The sequence below is a fragment of the Streptomyces sp. NPDC047022 genome (genome assembly GCF_040644155.1).
Classification (GTDB): domain Bacteria; phylum Actinomycetota; class Actinomycetes; order Streptomycetales; family Streptomycetaceae; genus Streptomyces.
In genome coordinates this window covers 29,246-48,066 of sequence record NZ_JBEYVV010000014.1, presented here as the reverse complement: position 1 = coordinate 48,066, position 18,821 = coordinate 29,246, and the positions used below count along the sequence as shown (strand labels likewise).

Sequence of the window (18,821 nt, the reverse complement as noted above, 5' to 3'; positions counted from 1 at the left end):
GTGGAGGCGTCCATTCCGCGCCGGACCCCGGTCTTCGGCAGCGGGCAGCCTCGTCAGACGGCGACCTTCGAGGGCGCCGGCAAGCGGGCCGGATCGAATGTGGTGGCGGCCAGGGTGCCGTCGGCCGCGATCAGGCCGAAGACCGGATATCCGGTGATGTCGAAGGCCTCGCCCAAAGGCCCGTCTCCCTGCTCGACCACCACATGCGCGACCTCGGACAGGGCCGCTACCTGCTCACGGGTCTCCTCCTCGGTGCCGTGCACGATGGCGAGGACACTGCGACCGGTCTCGCGGGTGACGGTGCGGGCCTGGTCCACGAAGAGCGGCAACCGCTCCTTGCACGCCTGGCACCCCGGCGTGAAAAAGCCGAGCATGGTTTCGCCGAGGCTGTCGCGGCTGACCCGTTCTCCTGCGGTGGTGACGGCGGAGAAGCCGGCGCTCTTGGCTCTCCTGCTGCAACTGGCGGCCTATCTCGACGAGTTGGTCCGCCGCCGTCTTATCGTCAAAGTCGAACGCACCCTGTTCGCCAAGGTCGACCGGTTCCGCGGGCTGAGGCGGTTCGAGGACCCCGCCTTCCACGACCGGCTGCGGCTCTCCCAGCAGGCATCGGAGGACGCGCCGCACAACGTCACCATGTTCACGCAGGAGGCCGTGCGCGCGGTGGCAGCGATCAGCGGTTTCACCGGAGCCCTGCTCTCGGTCTGGCCGCCGATGGTGGGCCTGCTGTTCCTCGTCGGGGCCGCCGCGCTGCTGGCCCGGCTCTCGTTGGCCCGCCGTCAGGTGGTGGTCTGGGAGCTGAGTTCGGCCCGGCTGCGCCGTCATCTGTTCTACGGCTCGCTGCTGACCGACCCCCGAGCCGCCAAGGAGATCCGCCTGTTCGATCTCGGCGGCTTCCTGAACGGGCGGCTGGTCCGCGCACTGAGCGACGCCACCGAGGCCCAGCTCGCGATGGCCCGGCGCGGCGCCCTGGTACAGGCGGGCTTCGCCGCGCTCAACGCCGTGGTAGCGGGGCTCGGTACGGTCGTGGTGGTCGTGGGCGCGGCCCATGGCAGGTTCACGGTCGGCGACATGGCGCTGTTCATCGCCGCCGCCACAGGGGTGCAGGGGGCGTTCACCGGGAACGTGCTCCAGGCCGGAATGGCCGCCGAGGGCGCCCGGCTCTTCGGCCACTACCTCGATCTGCTCGACGAACCCGACGACCTGCCCACGGGCGAGGGCCCCGCACCAGCGCTCACCGGGCGCATCGAGCTGCGGGACGTCTGGTTCCGCTACGACCCGTCAGGACCCTGGGTGCTGCGCGGGGTGAACCTGACCGTTCCCGCGGGTGCCGCGCTGGGTCTTGTGGGCCGCAACGGGGCCGGGAAGAGCACTCTCATCCCCCCGACGGGTACGAGACCCAGCTCAGCCGGGTCCACCTCGACGAGGACGACGGTACGCCCGGGATCACCCTCTCCGGCGGGCAGTGGCAGCGGGTCGCTCTGGCCCGGTCCTTGATGCGCGGCGACGCCGATCTGCTGATCCTGGACGAACCCAGCTCGGGCCTGGATCCGGAGGCCGAGCACGCGGTGCACCGTGCCCTCGGCCACCACCGCCGGGGACGGACCGCGCTGCTGGTCTCGCACCGGCTCGCCGCGCTGCGCGAGGCGGACTCCATCGCCGTGCTTGTGGACGGCCGGATCGCCGAACTCGGCTCCCATGCCGAACTGATGGGCCTGGGCGGACACTACGCGCGGCTGTTCAGTCTGCAGGCGGAGGGCTATGCGGACGCTGCGGATTCTGCGGCTGCTGCGGCTGCTGCGGCTGCTGCGGCTGCTGCGGACGGCGTCGACTCCGGTGCGCGGGCCGGAGTCACGGAAGAAAGGGCGGTCGGATGACAGGAGCCGGGCGGAGCGGTGTGGCGCTGGCCGTGGGTGCGGGGGCGCTGTTCGTCGCCGTGCGCGCGCTGCGGTCTCGCTTCGCGCTCATCAGGGTCACCGGGTCGAGCATGGCGCCCACCTTCGCGGACGGCGACCGGCTGCTGGTCCGCCGCACCACGCACGTGCGGGTCGGTGACCCGGTGGTCTTCCGCAACCCCCTGGTGTACGGCGAGGGCGGACGCCCGGCTGGACTGGCTGGTCAAGCGGGTCTCCGCGCTGCCGGGGGATGCCGTGCAGGCTGAGGTGCGCGGGGTGGTCGGGGCGCCGGAGGGTGGGGTGGTACCGCTCGGGTCCCTGGTCGTGCGGGGGGACGCCGTTCGTACGCAGGACTCCCGTCACTTCGGGTATGTGCCCGCGGCGTCGCTGCTCGGTGTGGTGGTGACCCGGAGGAGGTCGGGGGACGCGGAGGCGCCGGGGGGGCGGGGCTGGGTGACGGGCGCTCCGCGCTGGGGGGTGTGGCCTGGGAGTGCGTTGTCCCCTGCGGGTGCGCTGGGGGTTTGCGCAGTTCCCCGCGCCCCTGTCTCGCGCCTGCCGGTGCGTCGTCGGCTGAGGGTGCGTTGCGGGGTTTGTGCAGTCCGCGCGTCCCTGTCTACGGCTGTGTGGGCGTCGACAACGTGCCGCACAGTGCCGTGGCCGTGCTTGCCGCATAGGGGTCGGTCGCGGCTGGGCCTCCCGGCTTGGGGGTCTGGCCTGCGAGCAAGGGGTGCAGGTGGTTCGCGGAGTCCTCGGCGCAGGTGAGCGGGCCCGCCTGGAGGTAGGAGGTGACCAGCTGCGCCTGGTGCAGGCGCAGGTCGTCCTGGTCGAAGCGGAAGGTCAGGTCGCGGCGGACGGTGAACAGCGAGGTCCGTGCCCTCGCGTCCGCGCCGGTCGGCTTCAGCGCGTACACCAGGGTGTGGTCGGCCGTGACCTCCAGGGTGTCGGAGCCGGTCTCCGCCACCTGAAGCGTGCCCTGCACACGGATGCCACGGTCGGCGAGCTGCGCGCGGGACGGGTCGAAGCGGACCAGCCAGCCGGTGGGCGCGTGCCGCCCGTCCGCGGCCGGGTGCAGGAAGCTCTGGTCGAACTGGTCGAGCTGCCCGGAGTCGAGCAGGACCCGGACCGGGCGCATGGCGCCGCCGGTGAGCACGGCGGGGTCGAGCGAGGATTCGACGATGTAGTCCTTCGCGGTGGTCAGGGCGGCGACGACCTGGCCGTCGGAGAAGTGCGCGGTGCGCCGGACGGCGGGCATGGTTATGCCCTCGGCGCCCACACGGAACTGGGCTGCGGGGCTGTGCGCGTACAGCGCCTCGGCGTCGGTGGAGCCCGGTACTGCGGACTGCGGGACGAGGGGTATCACCGTCATGTGCACCGGCTCGACGGGCTGTGCCCTGGGCTCCTGGTAGGGGTGGCGCACTCCCATGTAGATCGCGGTGCCGAAGGCTATGGCCAGCAGCAGGACCAGGATCAGCGCCTGCCGGGACAGTGCCCCGTGGAGTGCCGGGCGCCGGCGTACGGCCGGGGCGTGGTCCGCCATCCGCTCCTGCGCGGAATACTCCCTGAGGCGGGCAGCCCGGACGAACGACTCATCGAACACGACGGATCGGTACTCGTCCTCGCCGCCACCGGGAGCACCCTCGGGCGTCCCCTCAGGTGGGTCTCCAGGCCTGCCCATACTTTCAGGGTAGGTCTCCGGGAGCTCGGCTAAACGCCCTGGTACACGACAAGTTCTGACAGGTTCTCACCGCACCTCGCACGGATGTCCAACACCCTCGCGCGCGGGTCCTTTCACGGGGCTCAAGGCGTCCGCGGCACCGCTGAGAACGCGGGGGGCGAGGACTCCACCGAGGCGGAGGGGCCCGTGCTCGTACCCGTCTCCTGGCCCTGCTCCAGCCCGGTCGTCGCGGGCGGCGGGATCTGCTCCTGGCGGCCCGAGGACGCACCCCGGTACACGGCCGTGAACGCCAGCGCGACCATGCCTATGCCCATGACAAGGGCGAGCATCCAGGCGACCGGACGGTGCCAGCGGGCACCCTTTCCGTATCCCCGGTACATGCCGGGCCCGCCGTACTGCTCATCCGCGAAGTCCGCGTCGTCCAGGTCGTCCGGGTCGCCGAAGCCGAGCCTGTGGCCGAATTCATCGTCCCCGTCGGGCTCGAATCCGTCCTCGTAGCGCTCGTCGTCACCTCGCGCGCCCCTGGCGTGCGCCCGGCGTGCCTCGGCCTCCTGGGCTTCGGCGCGGGCCTGCGCGGCGGCGACGAGTCTCTCCACCGCCGTCGGCTCGTGGACCACGGCGGCCCGTACGAAGGCCTCGTCGAAGACCACGGAGGCGAACTCTTCGTCCATACCTCCGCGGTCGCGGTCGTCGTCGGGCTCCTGGCCGTCGTGAAACGGCGTGCCCCCCACGTCCTCCGGCACGGATCCAGAGTAGACCTGGGGGGTCAATTTGGGCAGACGGTACGGAAATTCATCCGCACATCGAGACGCCTTCCGAGACGCCCGCCGAGAAGTCGTCCGAGATGTCCGCCGAAGCGCCCCACGAAGGCCCGCGAATGACCCACCGAGGCGGCACGGCCGGCACCACCGGACGCGGCCGCCCTGCACGGCCGCCGCTCGGCGCCCGCTGGGCGCCCGCTCAGCGTCGTACGTGCCCGTCGCCGGTCACGATGTACTTCGTGCTGGTCAGCTCCGGCAGGCCCATCGGGCCCCTGGCGTGCAGTTTCTGAGTGGAGATGCCGATCTCGGCGCCGAAGCCGAACTGGCTGCCGTCCGTGAAGCGCGTCGACGCGTTCACGGCGACCGTGGTCGAATCGACCAGTCGGGTGAACAGACGGGCCGCCTGCTGGGAGGTGGTGACGATCGCCTCGGTGTGACCGGAGCTCCACAGCCGGATGTGCTGCACGGCCCGGTCCAGGGAGTCCACTACCGCCGCGGCGATGTCGTACGACAGGTACTCCGTGTCCCAGTCCTCCGGCGTGGCCTCCACCACCGTCGCCCGGGAGCCCTTGGCGTACTCCATCACCCGTTCGTCGGCGTGCACGGTGACGCCGGCGTCCGCGAGGGCGTCCAGGGCTCGCGGCAGGAACTCGGCCGCGATGTCCTGGTGGACCAGGAGCGTCTCGGCCGCGTTGCACACGCTCACACGCTGGGCCTTGGAGTTGATCAGGATCTCGACGGCCATGTCGATGTCGGCCTCGGCGTCGACGTAGACGTGGCAGTTGCCGGTGCCCGTCTCGATCACCGGGACCGTGGACTCCTCCACGACCGTGCGGATCAACGAGGCGCCGCCGCGCGGGATGAGCACGTCGACCAGGCCGCGGGCCCGCATCAGCTCGCGCACCGACTCACGGCTCTCTCCGGGCACGAGCTGCACCGCGTCGGCCGGCAGCCCAGCCCCGCCCACGGCATCGCGCAGGACCCGTACAAGGGCGGTGTTGGACTCGTAGGCGGATGACGAGCCGCGCAGCAGCACCGCGTTCCCCGACTTCAGGCACAGCGCGGCGGCGTCGACGGTCACGTTCGGCCTGGCCTCGTAGATGATGCCGACGACGCCGAGGGGTACGCGGACCTGACGCAGGTCGATGCCGTTGGGGAGGGTAGAGCCGCGCACGACCTCCCCCACCGGGTCGGGCAGGGCCGCGACGTCCCGGACGTCGGAGGCGATGGCCCTGATCCGCTCGGGCGTGAGGGTGAGCCGGTCGATGATCGCCTCGCTGGTGCCGGCCTCACGCGCCTTGGCGATGTCCTTGGCGTTGGCCTCCACGATCTCGCTCGCCCGGACCTCCAGCGCGTCCGCGACGGCGAGCAGCGCGTCGTCCTTCTCGGCCCGCGGCAGCGGCGCGAGGTCGGCGGCAGCGGCCTGGGCGCGGTAGGCGGCCCGGGTGACCGGGGACATGGAGTCGTACGGCGAGAGCGTGGTCATGCAGGAAGGGTAGTGCGCCGGGAAGGCCCCTCCATGGCGCGTCCCAGGGAACGAGACATCCGTGACCGGGACAAGTCCCGGCCGGGCGGCACACGCGGACCAAGGCGCTCTCAGAAGGGGTGGACCCCCACCGGGGTCGCTCGCGGCGGGCCGTATCCCTCGGCCACCCGCTGGTGGTACGTCTCGCGGTCGATGACCTCCAGGCCGACGATCTCCCAGGGCGGCAGCCCCGCACTGTGCCGGTGCTCGCCCCACAGGCGCAGCGCGACCGCGGCGGCGTCGTGCAGGTCGCGGGCCTCCTCCCAGTAGCGGATCTCCGCGTGGTCGCCGGCGTAGCGGCTGGTCAGCAGGAAGGGGTGGTCGTGGGCGAGCTGCTCCAGCGCCCGCCGCACCTCCTCCACCGGGGCCTCCTGCCCGGAGACGCTGAGCGTGACGTGCCACAGCCGGGGCATGTCGCCGGGCTCCTCGTACCGGTCCCCCTCCCTGACGCTGGTCAGGGCACGCTCCTCCCCTGCCGTGCGGGGCAGACCGCCGTCGCGGGAGGCACCTGAGGTGCCGCGACCGCGGAACGCCGCCGCCCCAGGGCGCACTCGTCTCACGACGGCCTCCTTCACGCAGAACGCTCACGCAGAACGCTGTATGGCTTTATCTATGACTCTGTAGCTGTGTGTATGGCTCTGTAGCTGTACGTATGACTCTGTGGCTGTATGTATGCGGGATGTCTCCCCGTATGCGTGCGGGACATGTCCCCGAGACCCGTTCTTCCGAGGACACGTCCCCCGGTCCACATCCCCTAGAGAAAGTGGAGCAGGCCGCAGCGCTTCATGGGGCGGTTTTACGGAAGGTCTCCCGCCGGACGGCCGCAGGGCGGCCCCGCGAAGCGGCCTGGGCGGCCCTTTCCGCGCGTCATGGATGCAGGATGACCAGGTCGTCCCGGTGGACGACCTCGCGTTCGTAGGCGGGCCCCAGATCGCGTGCCAGTTCCCGTGTCGAGCGGCCGATCAGCTGGGGGATCTCCTTGGCGTCGAAGTTGACGAGCCCGCGCGCCACCGCCCGCCCCGCGCCGTCGCGCAGTTCGACCGGGTCGCCCGCGGTGAAGTCGCCCTCGACCGCCGCGATGCCGGCGGGCAGCAGCGACGTGCGGCGTTCGACGACCGCGCGCACGGCCCCGTCGTCGAGCGTGAGCGCGCCCTGGGGGGTCGAGGCGTGCTGGAGCCACAGCAGCCGGCCCGCGGAGCGCTTGCCGGTGGTGTGGAAGTACGTGCCGGTGTCACGGCCCGCGAGGGCGTCGGCGGCGTGAACGGCGGAGGTGAGCACCACGGGGATGCCCGCGGCCGCCGCGATCCGGGCCGCCTCGACCTTGGTCACCATGCCGCCGGTGCCGACGCCGGCCTTGCCCGCGCTGCCGATCTCGACATGCGCGAGGTCCTCGGGCTGCCGGACCTCCGCTATCCGGGAGGTTCCGGGCTTGCTCGGGTCTCCGTCGTAGACACCGTCCACGTCGGAGAGCAGGACCAGCAGGTCCGCGTGGACCAGATGAGCGACGAGGGCGGCGAGACGGTCGTTGTCGCCGAAACGGATCTCGTCCGTGGCGACGGTGTCGTTCTCGTTGACGATCGGGAAGGCACCCATCGCGAGCAGCTTGTCGAGGGTGCGGGAGGCGTTGCGGTGGTGGGCGCGGCGGCTGGTGTCGTCCGAGGTCAGGAGCACCTGCCCGACGCGTACGCCGTAACGTGCGAAGGACGCGGTGTAGCGGGCCACGAGGAGGCCCTGGCCGACGCTGGCGGCGGCCTGCTGCCGGGCGAGGTCCTTGGGGCGGCGGCGCAGGCCCAGCGGGGCGAGACCGGCGGCGATGGCGCCGGAGGAGACGAGGACGATCTCCCGCTCTCCCCCGCTGCGGGCCTTGGCGAGGACGTCGACCAGCGCGTCGACGCGGTCGGCGTCGAGTCCTCCCGCCGCGGTCGTCAGCGACGAGGACCCCACCTTGACGACGACCCTGCGTGCCTTCGTGACGCTCTTCCTTGCCCCTGACACCTGCGGTCGTCCCCTTCGCGTGCGCTCACCAACAGCAGACAGCCGGTAGCCGGGCTGCCTGGTGCGCAATCTACGCGAAGGGGCGCGGCGTCACATGGCCTTAAAGACCCGGCTCATGTCCATGCGATCTCAGCCTCAGGCGTGGTGGTGGCGCCACCCCTGCCAGGCCGACTCGATCATCTCGTCCAGGTCGTGGCGGGCGGACCAGCCCAGTTCCGCGCGGATGCGGTCCGCCGAGGCGACCACACGGGCCGGGTCGCCGGGGCGGCGTCCGGTCACCTCGGGGGCGGCCTGCTCGTTGCCGGTGACCTTGAGGATGCGGTCCACCATCTGCCGCACCGAACTGCCCTCGCCGCGCCCGATGTTGAGGGTGAGGGCGGTGCCCTCCGGGGCCTCGGCGAGACGCCGCGCGGCGGCCAGGTGGGCGGAGGCGATGTCCTGGACGTGGATGTAGTCGCGTACGCAGGTGCCGTCCGGCGTGGTGTAGTCGTCGCCGAAGATCCGGGGGGCCTGTCCTGCCTCGAGCCGCTCGAACACCATCGGGATGAGGTTGAAGACGCCGGTGTCGGCCAGTTCCGGGGCGGCGGCTCCCGCCACGTTGAAGTAGCGCAGGGAGGCGGCCCGTACCCCGTGGGCCCGGGCGGCGGCGTTGATCAGCCACTCCCCGACCAGCTTGGTCTCGCCGTAGGGGCTCATCGGTACACAGGGGGTGTCCTCTGTGACGAGGTCCACATCGGGCATGCCGTAGACGGCGGCCGACGAGGAGAAGACGATCCGGCCGACGCCGGTGGCCTCCATCGCCTCCAGGAGGGTCTGCAGTCCGGTGACGTTCTCCCGGTAGTAGTAGAGCGGGCGCTCCACCGACTCCCCAACCTGCTTCTTGGCCGCGATGTGCACCACGCCGGTCACGCCATGGTCGCGCAGCGCCTGCTCCAGGAGGGGCCTGTCCAGCACGCTGCCCACGATCAGCGGCACCGAGGAGGGCAGCCGGTCCGCGTTGCCCGTCGAGAGGTCGTCGTACACGACCACCTGCTCACCGCCCTCGACCATGGCACGCACCACATGCGCTCCGATGTACCCGGCGCCACCCGTGACCAGCCAGCTCATCCTCATGCCTCCCAGGTTTTCGTCACTGGACAGCAGACTCTGCCATGCGCTGCCGAAAATCGAGTCCGGCATATGGGGCACACCCGCAAAACGCGCGGGCGAGGCCGACTGTGAGGAAGTTCTCCGGACACACGGAAAAGGGCTACAGGCGGCCCGATCGGAACTTCGCGACCATGGCGACCCTTTGACCAACTTCACACCTCGCACGGGGAAACTTCTAGTGAATCCCTTACGCTTGTCCGGCGGCGCGCCGCTTTGCCGCCCCCGGCCGAGCACGCTCCGGCCCGTTCACGCCCGCGTGGTCAGTCCCCGGAACAGGTTGTAAGCATGCCCCGACTCTCCCTCGTCGTCCCGGCCTACAAGGTGCAGGGCTACCTCGCCGAGTGTCTCGACTCGATCCTCGGGCAGGACTACGCGGACTTCGAAGTCATCGCGGTCGACGACTGCTCGCCGGATGCCTCGGGCGCGATCTTCGACGAGTACGCGGAGCGTGACCCGCGCGTCCACGTGATCCACCTCACGGAGAACGTGGGACTCGGACGGGCGCGCAATACCGGGCTGGAGAAGGCCCAGGGCGACTATGTGCTGTTCCTGGACAGTGATGACACTCTGACAGACGGTGCGCTCAAGGCGATAGCCGACCGCCTCGACGCCACCGGGGATCCCGAGATACTCGTCTACGACTACGCCCGCGGCTACTGGGACGGCCGTATCCGCCCCAACCAGCGGGCGGACCTCCTCGGGACCGACGGACCGGACGTCTTCGCGCTGGCCGACCGGCCCCAGCTGCTCGAACTGCTCCAGATCGTCTGGAACAAGGCCTACCGCCGGGACTTCATCGCCCGCCACGGCCTCGCCTTCCCTCCGGGGTACTACGAGGACGCGCCCTGGACGTTCTGCTCCATGATCAGCGCGGAGCGCATCGCCCTGCTGGACCGGGTCTGCGTGATGTACCGGCAGCGGCGCGAGGGCGGCAACATCCTCAAGACCGTCAGCCGCAAGCACTTCGACGTCTTCGACCAGTACCGCCGCGTCTTCGACTACGTCGGCGCCCGTCCCGAACTGGCGCGCTGGCAGGGGCCGCTGTTCCGCAAGATGACCGACCACTACCTGACGGTGCTGGAGCGTCCCGACCGCCTGCCGCAGGCCGCGCGGGCGGAATTCTTCCACCGCGCCGCCCAGGACTACCGCGCCCGTCTCCCCAAGGACTTCCAGCGGCCGGCCGGGGGCCGCGGCCACAAGTACGCCCTGCTCGAGCGGGACGCGTACGCCGCGATGGCCGGCGCCACGGCGGCGGTGCGGCTGCGCAAGGCCGTCAAGACCCGTACACGCACCGCGATCAACCGGTCCAAGCGCAGCGCCATGGGCGTCTTCTACCAGTCCCAGCTGAAGCTGCCGCTGGACGAGAACCTGGTGCTGTTCTCCGCGTACTGGAGCCGCAGCGTCTCCTGCAACCCGGCGGCCATCGACGCCGAACTCGCGCGTCTGGCCCCGCACATCCGCCGGGTGTGGGCCGTGCGCGCGGACGCGGTGGACAGCGTGCCGAAGGGCGTGGAGTGCGTCCGCGTGGGCTCGCGCGAGTACTGGGCCGCCCTCGCGCGCGCCAAGTACCTCGTGAACAACGTCAACTTCGCCGACGCCGTCGTCAAGCGCGAAGGCCAGATCCACCTCCAGACCCACCACGGCACGCCCCTGAAGACCATGGGCCTGGACCAGCGCAAGTACCCTGCCTCCACGGACATGGACTTCGGCAAGCTCCTGGAGCGCTGCGACCGCTGGGACTACAGCCTCAGCTCCAACCGGTTCTCCACCGCCGTGTGGGAGCGTGTCTACCCGTGCTCGTACACCTCCCTGGAGAGCGGCTACCCGCGCAACGACATCCTCGTGAACGCCACCTCCGAGGACGTGCGGCAGGCGCGCGCCGCGCTCGGGCTCGCCGACGGCACCCGGGCCTTCCTCTACATGCCCACCCACCGCGAGTACCAGCCCGGCTTCACCCCGGCGCTCGACCTCGCCCGCCTCGCCGACGATCTGGGGCCCGATGTGACCCTGCTGATCCGGGGCCACTACTTCTACGGCAGCTCGCCACACGTCGCCGAACTGCGCCGCAGCGGCCGCATCGTGGATGTCTCGGGGCACACGCGCGTGGAGGAGCTGTACCTCGCCGCGGACGCGCTGATCACGGACTACTCCTCCGCGATGTTCGACTACGCGGTCCTGGACCGGCCGATCGTCGTCTACGCCCCAGACTGGGACATCTACTCGGCGGTGCGCGGCACCTACTTCGACCTGCTTCAGCAGGCGCCGGGCGCGGTGGCGACCACGCAGACCGAGCTGATCGGGCTGCTCGAATCGAACGAGTACGAGGGCCTCGACGCGGCGACGCGTCGGGAGGCGTTCCGTCGGCGCTTCTGCGAGTTCGACGACGGACGCGCGGCCGAGCGCGTGGTGCGGCAGGTCTTCCTCGGCGAGAAGACCGCGCTGCCGTTCATCCCGTTCACCGAACGCCCCCACGCGCCGAGCCCCGCCCAGGCGCTCGCGCCGGCCGCGCGGGCCTGACCCTGGTCCGGGAGGCGGAATTCCTCACCTTCATGGACGGCTACGACGTCACGGGCCCGGAAGCCGCGGCCTCCGGGCCCGTGCAACTGTTCGTGCCGCTCACTCGCTGGGGCACAGGATGAAGAGCGGGAAGGCACGGCGGACGGGCCGGCCGCCGATCTCGTCCAGCGCCGCACGGATCTCGCGCAAGTGGCCCGTGGTCATCTGCAATGGGGTCTCGTCGGGCTGGTACACGGTGCGGATCGGGTAGTCCACGCCCGGCTGCCGGGTCATTTCGATGTGGCAGCCGAGCACATGGGTGACCGTCCGGTGGTCGCAGAAGTCGATCAGGCGGTCCATCGTCCGGGTGAATGCCCGCCAGTCCTGAATGTAGAGCCGCCCGGGGTAGACCGTGTCGCCGGTGAGCAGGAACCCGGTCCAGGGATCGTAGAAGGCGACCGCCGCTTCGTGGTGGCCCGGAGTGGCCAGACACTCCAGCGACCTGCCTCCCAGGTCGACCCGCGCCACGGCATCGGGGTGGTCGGCGAATCCGAAGTACGGCCAGGCCGTGGCCAGATCCGCGCCGATCACCGTGGTTTCGGCACGGCCGGTGAACTGGCCGTCGCCCGCGATGTGGTCACCGTGCGGGTGCGTGTGGAGCACCAGCAGGTGGTACCCGTGCCGGGGGTGACGGGCGAGCCAGGACTCCATGAGCTGGTCGACCACCCGGCGAAGCGGGAAGAACTCGGCGGACGCGGTGGCCCCGGTGTCGATCAGCACCGCCCGTTCGTTGCCGAACAGCAGGAACAGGAAAGGCGCCTCGTAGTCGATCGCCATGTTCTGCCGGAGAATGAACGTGTGCTCGTCGTAGGTGTGGACCTGGATGTCCGGGTCGGTGTTGTGCTTTGCCGACGGTGAGCCATGGATCCACCGGACATCGAGCGCACGGGGCCGGGGAGCCGCTGCGGTGAAGTCGATCAGCGAGGTGTGGGTGCCCACGGCATCTCCTCGTGTGCGTCGTCCTGGCGGGCCGGGCACGGCGCACATCTCGTCCGGGCGGCCGCCTGCGCGCCGCCGTGGCGACGGCGCCTCCACGGCACCGCCGTCACACCACGGCCCCGTCACGTGCGTGCGAAGCCCTTATGACTCCCCCTGCACTCTCCCCGTGGAACACGGATCACCGGAGAACGGGGGTGCCGCCGCGGAACAGCACCCCCTCACTCCTTCAGCAGAGCTCGGAAATCAGAACGGCTCGAAGTCGTCGAAGTCCGCGTCCGACTCGTCCCGTTCCGCCTGCCGGTCGCGCCGGCGCTGCGCGGCGGGGCGTACGCCCTCGAAGCGGTGGTCCTCGCCTCGGCGGCCGAGCATCTCCGCGCCCGCCGTCGCCGTCGGCTCCCAGTCGAAGACGACGGCGTTGTCCTCGGGGCCGATGGCCACGCCGTCACCGGACCGGGCGCCCGCCTTCATCAGCTGCTGCTCGACACCGAGGCGGTTCAGCCGGTCGGCGAGGTAGCCGACGGCCTCGTCGTTGTTGAAGTCGGTCTGGCGCACCCACCGCTCGGGCTTCTCGCCGCGCACGCGGAACAGCGGCTCGCCGCCGACCTCCTCGCGGGTGACCGTGAAGCCCGCGTCGTCCACGGCCTTGGGCCTGATGACGATCCGGGTGGCCTCCTCCTGCGGCTTGGCGGCGCGCGCCCTGCCGACCAGGTCCGCGAGGGCGAACGACAGTTCCTTCAGCCCGAGGTGGGCCACCGCGGACACCTCGAAGACGCGATATCCGCGCGCCTCCAGGTCGGGCCGCACCATCTCGGCCAGGTCCTTGCCGTCCGGTACGTCGATCTTGTTGAGGACGACGATCCGCGGGCGGTTGTCGAGCCCGCCGTACTGCCGCAGCTCCTCCTCGATGATGTCGAGGTCGGAGACGGGGTCGCGCTCGGACTCCAGTGTGGCCGTGTCCAGTACGTGCACGAGGACGCTGCACCGCTCGACATGGCGCAGGAACTCCAGGCCCAGCCCCTTGCCCTGGCTGGCGCCCGGGATGAGCCCGGGGACGTCGGCGATGGTGAACACGGTCGAGCCCGCGGTGACCACGCCGAGGTTGGGGACGAGGGTGGTGAACGGATAGTCGGCGATCTTCGGCTTGGCGGCGGACAGCACGGAGATCAGGGAGGACTTGCCCGCGCTCGGGTAGCCGACGAGGGCCACGTCCGCGACCGTCTTCAGCTCCAGCACGATGTCCTGGAGGTCACCGGGCTCGCCGAGCAGCGCGAAGCCGGGCGCCTTGCGGCGGGCGGAGGCCAGCGCCGCGTTGCCGAGGCCCCCACGGCCGCCCTGGGCGGCGATGTACGACGTCCCGTGCCCGACCAGGTCGGCCAGCACATTGCCCGCCTTGTCGAGCACGACCGTGCCGTCCGGCACCGTCAGGACCAGGTCCTGGCCCTCCTTGCCGGCCCGGAAGCCGCCCTCGCCGGGCTTGCCGTTGGTGGCCTTGCGGTGCGGGGAGTGGTGGTACTCGAGAAGCGTGGTGACCGACTGGTCGACGGTCAGGATCACATCGCCGCCGCGTCCGCCGTTGCCCCCGTCGGGGCCGCCGAGCGGCTTGAACTTCTCGCGATGGACGGAGGCACAGCCGTGGCCTCCGTTACCCGCGGCGACGTGGAGTTCGACGCGGTCCACGAAGGTGGTCATGATTCAGTGCCTCCTGCAGGTCCCCCCGGCCGGGCGGCTGGGGACGGGAATTTCATGCTGTTCAACAAGCGAAAGGCGGACCCGCCTTCCCGACCGGGAAGTGAGGTCCGCCTCGCGCGAAGATGCTCGCGATTGCTCGCGAAGTCGGTGAAACGCTCGGGTCAGGCGACCGGAACGATGTTCACGACCTTGCGGCCACGGTGGGAGCCGAACTCCACCGCACCGGCCTGCAGCGCGAACAGCGTGTCGTCGCCGCCGCGGCCGACACCCGAACCCGGGTGGAAGTGGGTACCGCGCTGGCGGACCAGGATCTCACCCGCGTTCACGACCTGACCGCCGAAGCGCTTCACGCCGAGCCGCTGGGCATTGGAGTCGCGACCGTTCCGGGTGGACGATGCGCCCTTCTTGTGTGCCATCTGTTCTCAGTCCCTTACTTCGCAGCCGCGGGGATCTCAGTGACCTTGATCGCCGTGTACTGCTGGCGGTGGCCCTGACGACGACGGTAACCGGTCTTGTTCTTGTAGCGCAGAATGTCGATCTTCTGGCCCTTGTGGTGGTCCACGACCTCGGCCTGGACCTTGATGCCGGCCAGAACCCACGGGTCGCTGGTCACGGCGTCGCCGTCGACAACGAGCAGGGTCGAGAGCTCGACCGTGTCGCCAACCTTGGCGGTGGAAATCTTGTCAACCTCAACGATGTCGCCGACAGCAACCTTGTGCTGGCGACCACCGCTGCGCACGATGGCGTACACGCGGATCTCACTCTCTCGCTCGGAACGGAACCCCGCAGTCCAGCCACCCGGCATGCGGGCGGCCTCTCCGGAACACCCTGTGCTCCGAAGGAAGAGGTTTACGGGGATGCGGCGTGCCAATAGGTGTGAACACGCCGACGGTCAAGGTTACGGGGCGGTGGCCGAGAGGGTCAAACCGGACCGGGCCCCGCGCCTGTGCGGCCGGTCACTCGGACCGGCCGCACAGTGCGATCAGGACGATCAGGCCTCGTCGGCGGCGGACACAGCGGTCGCGGAGACCGCTGCCTTCTTCGCCGTCGTCTTGGCGGCGGCGGCCGTCTTGGCGGTCTTCGCCGCCTTCTTGGCCGTCGTCTTCTTGGCCGCGGCCGTCTTCTTGGCAGCGGTCTTCTTGGTGGCGGCCTTCTTCGCCGTCGCCTTCTTGGCGGTCTTACGGGCCGCCTTCTTCGCGGGCGCCGACGCCTCGGCCTCGCCCGGCGCCTCGGTCTCAGCGGTCGCTTCGGCCGTGGCCTCGGCAGGCTGCTCGGCCTCGGCCGCCGGCACGACCGTGATGGCCGCGTCCTCGGAGGAGGTCGGCGCGGTGGCCTTGCGCACGGCGCGGCGGCGCGTACGGGCCGGTGCCTCCACGGGCTGCTCCGCCACGGGCTCCACCGGGGCCTCGGCCTGAGGCTCGGGCTCGGCGGGCTGCTCGGGCGCGGCCTCGGACACCGTCACCACGGCCTCGGCGGGCGAACCGGCCGGCGCCGACACCTTGCGGGTCGCACGACGGCGCGTACGGCCCTTGGGCGCGGTGTCCTCCTCGGCACGCGCGGGCGGAGCCTCGACGACCGGGTCCTCGGCGGCCACCGGCTCGGCCTCCGCCTCCGTACGGGACTTCGGGGCACGCTCGTCCGTACGGGACTTCGGAGCGCGCTCCTCGGTGCGCGGAGCACCCGCGGGGGCCGACGCCCTCCGGGTGGCGCGGCGACGCGAACGGCCCCGGGAGGCGGCGGCCTCGGCCTCGGCGACGCTGCTGTACAGCTCCTCGTCGGGCTCGAACGCCGGCTCGGGAAGCGCGACGGGTGCGGCGGCCTCGGCGGCGACCTCGGCCACGGTCTCCGGCTCGCTCGCCGCGACGGCGGGGGCGGCCTCTGCGGCCTCCTCGACCTCGGCGGCCACGGCGGCCACGGCCTCGTACGCCTCGTGCTCGTGCTCGGCGCCACCACGGCCGCGCTTGCGGCGCTTGCCGCCACCGGCGGAGACGGACGCCTGGTCCATGTGCACGATCACACCGCGCCCGTTGCAGTGGACGCAGGTCTCGGAGAACGACTCCAGCAGGCCCTGTCCGACGCGCTTGCGGGTCATCTGGACGAGACCCAGCGACGTCACCTCGGCGACCTGATGCTTCGTACGGTCCCGGCCCAGGCACTCCAGCAGGCGCCGCAGCACCAGGTCCCGGTTGGACTCCAGCACCATGTCGATGAAGTCGATGACGATGATGCCGCCGAGGTCGCGCAGCCGCAGCTGGCGCACGATCTCCTCGGCCGCCTCCAGGTTGTTCCTGGTGACGGTCTCCTCGAGGTTGCCGCCCTGACCGGTGAACTTGCCGGTGTTGACGTCGACGACGACCATCGCCTCGGTGCGGTCGATCACCAGCGAACCGCCGCTCGGCAGCCAGACCTTGCGGTCCAGCGCCTTGGCGAGCTGCTCGTCGATCCGGTACGTGGCGAAGACGTCGACCTCGCTGGTCCACCGCTGGAGGCGTTCGGCCAGGTCCGGGGCGACATGGGAGACGTATCCGTGGATGGTCTGCCATGCGTCGTCACCGCTGACGATGACCTTGGAGAAGTCCTCGTTGAAGATGTCGCGCACGACCCGGACGGTCATGTCCGGCTCGCCGTAGAGCAGCGCAGGCGCGTTGCCGCTCTTCGACTTCTTCTGGATGTCCTCCCACTGCGCCTGGAGCCGCTCGACGTCCCGGCGCAGCTCGTCCTCGCTCGCGCCCTCCGCCGCGGTACGCACGATGACACCCGCGTCCTCGGGGACGATCTTCTTGAGGATGGTCTTCAGCCGGGCACGCTCGGTGTCGGGCAGCTTACGGCTGATACCGGTCATCGAGCCCTCGGGCACATAGACCAGGTAACGGCCGGGCAGGGAGACCTGGCTGGTCAGACGCGCGCCCTTGTGGCCGATCGGGTCCTTCGTCACCTGGACGAGGACGGACTGGCCGGACTTCAGGGCGGACTCGATGCGGCGCGGGCCGTTGGCCATTCCCAGCGCCTCGAAGTTGACCTCACCGGCGTACAGGACCGCGTTGCGGCCCTTGCCGATGTCGATGAAGGCGGCCTCCATCGACGGCAGGACGTTCTGCACCTTGCCCAGGTAGACGTTGCCGACGTACGAGGTCGCCTGCTCCTTGTTGACGTAGTGCTCGACGAGCACGCCGTCCTCCAGGACGCCGATCTGGGTGCGCTCGCCGCTCTGGCGGACGACCATCACCCGCTCGACGGCCTCACGCCGGGCGAGGAACTCTGCCTCGGTGATGATCGGAACACGGCGGCGGCCCTGCTCGCGCCCCTCGCGGCGGCGCTGCTTCTTGGCCTCCAGACGGGTCGAGCCCTTGATGGACTGGACCTCGTCGGCGGCGTCACCGGACCGCTCGTCCTTCTTGCGGGGCTCGCGGACCTTGACGACCGTGCGCTCGGGGTCGTCCGAGGACGGCTCGGTGTCGGCGGCGGCTTCACCGGCCCGGCGGCGACGGCGACGACGGCGACGGCTGCTGGAGGAACCGCCGTCCTCGTCGTGCTCGGCGGACGCGTCCTCGGCGTCCTCCTCGATCTGCTCGGCGGTGTCCTCGGCGTCCTGCTCGGCCTGCTCAGCGGCGAGCTCGTCGGCCTCCTCGCCCTCGGCGGACTCACCACGGCGACGGCGACGGCCACCGCGGCGACGGCGACGGCGCGAACCCGGCTCCTCGCCCTCCTCGCCCTCGGCGGACTCCTCCGGCTCCTCGGCCTCCTCCACCTCGTCGGTGGTCTCGGGCGTCACGGCCACGGGCTCCTCGTCACCGGCCCTGCGGCGACGGCGGCGGCGCGGCGCGGCGGCCTCCTCCTCCGTGGCCTGCGGGGTCTCCTCCCGCAGCTCCGCGGCCTCGGCGGCAGCGGCTGCGGCGGCCCGCTCGGGCGTCTGGAACATCGGCTCGGTGAACACCGGCGCCTGGAACACGGGGACGCTGGGCCGCCCGGGACGGCGCGCGGCCTCGCCCGGCTCGTCGGCGCCCGCGCGCGCGGGCTCGGAGAAGCCGACGGCGGCCTTGCGGGCGGCGCGGCGGCGGGTGCGGCGTGCGCCGGAGTCCTCGGCGACCGGCTCCTCGGCCGGGGCGTCCGGTGCCGGGGCTTCCTCGGCCTGAGGGGCGGCGGCCACGGGCTCCTCCGCCACGGCCTCGGCGGCGGGCGCGGTCACCTGGCGGGTGGCGCGGCGGCGGGAGCGGCGGGGGGCGGACGCCTCCTCGGCCGCGGCAGGCCCGGCCTCGGCGGGCTCGGCGGGCTCGGCGGGCTCGGCGGGCTCGGCGGGCTCGGCGGGCTCGGCGGCGGCAGGCTCGGCCTCGGCGCTCACCGGGCTCTCGGCGGGCGTGGCGGCAGACGGGGCCTCGGCGGCCTCGGGCGCACCGGAGGGCGAGGTCACCCGACGGGTGGCACGACGCCGCGTACGACCCTTCGGCGCGACCTCCTCGGCAACCGGCTCGGCCACCGGCGCCTCGGGCCCGGCCTCCGGCTCACCGGAAGCGACCGGGACCACGACCTCGGCAGCCTCCGCCACAGCCTCGGGCGCACCGGAGGGCGAGGTCACCCGACGGGTGGCACGACGCCGCGTACGACCCTTCGGCGCGACCTCCTCGGCAACCGGCTCGGCCACC

At 71.4% G+C, this 18,821-nt stretch carries 16 protein-coding genes; 4 read left to right on the top strand and 12 right to left on the bottom strand.

The genetic code is table 11. The annotated features are described in order from the left end of the window. Positions 1 to 53: 53 nt before the first annotated feature. Positions 54 to 374, bottom strand: coding sequence for a hypothetical protein (locus ABZ845_RS17055; protein ID WP_360979620.1), 321 nt, complete (start codon positions 372 to 374; stop codon positions 54 to 56). Here ABZ845_RS17055 and ABZ845_RS17050 point away from each other — a divergent pair. The 3 genes from ABZ845_RS17050 to ABZ845_RS17040 are packed head-to-tail and all read left to right on the top strand — an operon-like array spanning position 373 to position 2,158. Further along, complete coding sequence (locus ABZ845_RS17050; RefSeq protein ID WP_360979617.1) at positions 373 to 1,494, top strand: ATP-binding cassette domain-containing protein; 1,122 nt, start codon at positions 373 to 375, stop codon at positions 1,492 to 1,494. The two genes, ABZ845_RS17055 and ABZ845_RS17050, sit on opposite strands and share 2 nt — an antisense overlap. Then, positions 1,443 to 1,874 (top strand): ATP-binding cassette domain-containing protein, encoded by a 432-nt coding sequence (locus ABZ845_RS17045; protein ID WP_360979893.1) that lies wholly within the window; start codon positions 1,443 to 1,445, stop codon positions 1,872 to 1,874. Before ABZ845_RS17050 ends, ABZ845_RS17045 begins: the two co-directional genes overlap by 52 nt. Next, positions 1,871 to 2,158: a S24/S26 family peptidase gene (locus ABZ845_RS17040; protein ID WP_360979615.1), complete on the top strand. Its 288-nt coding sequence runs from the start codon at positions 1,871 to 1,873 to the stop codon at positions 2,156 to 2,158. Before ABZ845_RS17045 ends, ABZ845_RS17040 begins: the two co-directional genes overlap by 4 nt. Positions 2,159 to 2,505: 347 nt before the next feature. Here the strand turns inward: ABZ845_RS17040 and ABZ845_RS17035 are convergent, their stop codons facing one another. The 6 genes from ABZ845_RS17035 to galE form a co-directional block, all read right to left on the bottom strand. Next, positions 2,506 to 3,567 carry a hypothetical protein gene (locus tag ABZ845_RS17035; RefSeq protein ID WP_360979612.1) on the bottom strand — a complete coding sequence of 354 codons (1,062 nt, stop codon included), beginning with the start codon at positions 3,565 to 3,567 and terminating at the stop codon, positions 2,506 to 2,508. 122 nt (positions 3,568 to 3,689) lie between these two features. After that, a complete protein-coding gene (locus ABZ845_RS17030; protein ID WP_360979609.1) occupies positions 3,690 to 4,337 on the bottom strand; it encodes a hypothetical protein in 648 nt (215 codons plus the stop codon). Between the two features lie 190 nt (positions 4,338 to 4,527). Continuing rightward, positions 4,528 to 5,814: a glutamate-5-semialdehyde dehydrogenase gene (locus ABZ845_RS17025; protein WP_360979606.1), complete on the bottom strand. Its 1,287-nt coding sequence runs from the start codon at positions 5,812 to 5,814 to the stop codon at positions 4,528 to 4,530. A 110-nt stretch (positions 5,815 to 5,924) separates the two neighbouring features. Continuing rightward, positions 5,925 to 6,413 carry a hypothetical protein gene (locus ABZ845_RS17020; protein ID WP_360979603.1) on the bottom strand — a complete coding sequence of 163 codons (489 nt, stop codon included), beginning with the start codon at positions 6,411 to 6,413 and terminating at the stop codon, positions 5,925 to 5,927. 307 nt (positions 6,414 to 6,720) lie between these two features. Further along, positions 6,721 to 7,848, bottom strand: coding sequence for a glutamate 5-kinase (gene proB, locus ABZ845_RS17015; protein WP_360979600.1), 1,128 nt, complete (start codon positions 7,846 to 7,848; stop codon positions 6,721 to 6,723). Between the two features lie 135 nt (positions 7,849 to 7,983). After that, complete coding sequence (gene galE / locus ABZ845_RS17010; protein WP_360979890.1) at positions 7,984 to 8,955, bottom strand: UDP-glucose 4-epimerase GalE; 972 nt, start codon at positions 8,953 to 8,955, stop codon at positions 7,984 to 7,986. A 327-nt stretch (positions 8,956 to 9,282) separates the two neighbouring features. Between galE and ABZ845_RS17005 the strand changes: the two genes are divergently transcribed. Further along, positions 9,283 to 11,514 carry a CDP-glycerol glycerophosphotransferase family protein gene (locus ABZ845_RS17005; protein ID WP_360979597.1) on the top strand — a complete coding sequence of 744 codons (2,232 nt, stop codon included), beginning with the start codon at positions 9,283 to 9,285 and terminating at the stop codon, positions 11,512 to 11,514. A gap of 99 nt (positions 11,515 to 11,613) precedes the next feature. Here the strand turns inward: ABZ845_RS17005 and ABZ845_RS17000 are convergent, their stop codons facing one another. From ABZ845_RS17000 to ABZ845_RS16980, 5 genes are all read right to left on the bottom strand, one after another. Further along, complete coding sequence (locus tag ABZ845_RS17000; RefSeq protein ID WP_360979594.1) at positions 11,614 to 12,492, bottom strand: MBL fold metallo-hydrolase; 879 nt, start codon at positions 12,490 to 12,492, stop codon at positions 11,614 to 11,616. A gap of 243 nt (positions 12,493 to 12,735) precedes the next feature. Next, positions 12,736 to 14,181, bottom strand: a complete 1,446-nt coding sequence (gene obgE / locus ABZ845_RS16995) for a GTPase ObgE (protein WP_360979591.1) — start codon at positions 14,179 to 14,181, stop codon at positions 12,736 to 12,738. A 161-nt stretch (positions 14,182 to 14,342) separates the two neighbouring features. Further along, positions 14,343 to 14,597 (bottom strand): 50S ribosomal protein L27, encoded by a 255-nt coding sequence (gene rpmA / locus ABZ845_RS16990; RefSeq protein ID WP_360979588.1) that lies wholly within the window; start codon positions 14,595 to 14,597, stop codon positions 14,343 to 14,345. A 14-nt stretch (positions 14,598 to 14,611) separates the two neighbouring features. Next, complete coding sequence (gene rplU, locus ABZ845_RS16985) at positions 14,612 to 14,932, bottom strand: 50S ribosomal protein L21 (RefSeq protein ID WP_004931419.1); 321 nt, start codon at positions 14,930 to 14,932, stop codon at positions 14,612 to 14,614. 240 nt (positions 14,933 to 15,172) lie between these two features. After that, on the bottom strand, positions 15,173 to 18,821 hold a 3,649-nt coding region (locus ABZ845_RS16980), incomplete at its 5' end, for an Rne/Rng family ribonuclease (protein ID WP_360979581.1).

Coding starts and splice junctions, on each gene's coding strand:
- rpmA (WP_360979588.1), bottom strand. CDS start 14,597: ATGGCACACAAGAAGGGCGCATCGTCCACCCGGAACGGTCGCGACTCC.
- ABZ845_RS17050 (WP_360979617.1), top strand. CDS start 373: ATGGTTTCGCCGAGGCTGTCGCGGCTGACCCGTTCTCCTGCGGTGGTG.
- ABZ845_RS17055 (WP_360979620.1), bottom strand. CDS start 374: ATGCTCGGCTTTTTCACGCCGGGGTGCCAGGCGTGCAAGGAGCGGTTG.
- ABZ845_RS17040 (WP_360979615.1), top strand. CDS start 1,871: ATGACAGGAGCCGGGCGGAGCGGTGTGGCGCTGGCCGTGGGTGCGGGG.
- obgE (WP_360979591.1), bottom strand. CDS start 14,181: ATGACCACCTTCGTGGACCGCGTCGAACTCCACGTCGCCGCGGGTAAC.
- ABZ845_RS17025 (WP_360979606.1), bottom strand. CDS start 5,814: ATGACCACGCTCTCGCCGTACGACTCCATGTCCCCGGTCACCCGGGCC.
- galE (WP_360979890.1), bottom strand. CDS start 8,955: ATGAGCTGGCTGGTCACGGGTGGCGCCGGGTACATCGGAGCGCATGTG.
- ABZ845_RS17035 (WP_360979612.1), bottom strand. CDS start 3,567: ATGGGCAGGCCTGGAGACCCACCTGAGGGGACGCCCGAGGGTGCTCCC.
- ABZ845_RS17005 (WP_360979597.1), top strand. CDS start 9,283: ATGCCCCGACTCTCCCTCGTCGTCCCGGCCTACAAGGTGCAGGGCTAC.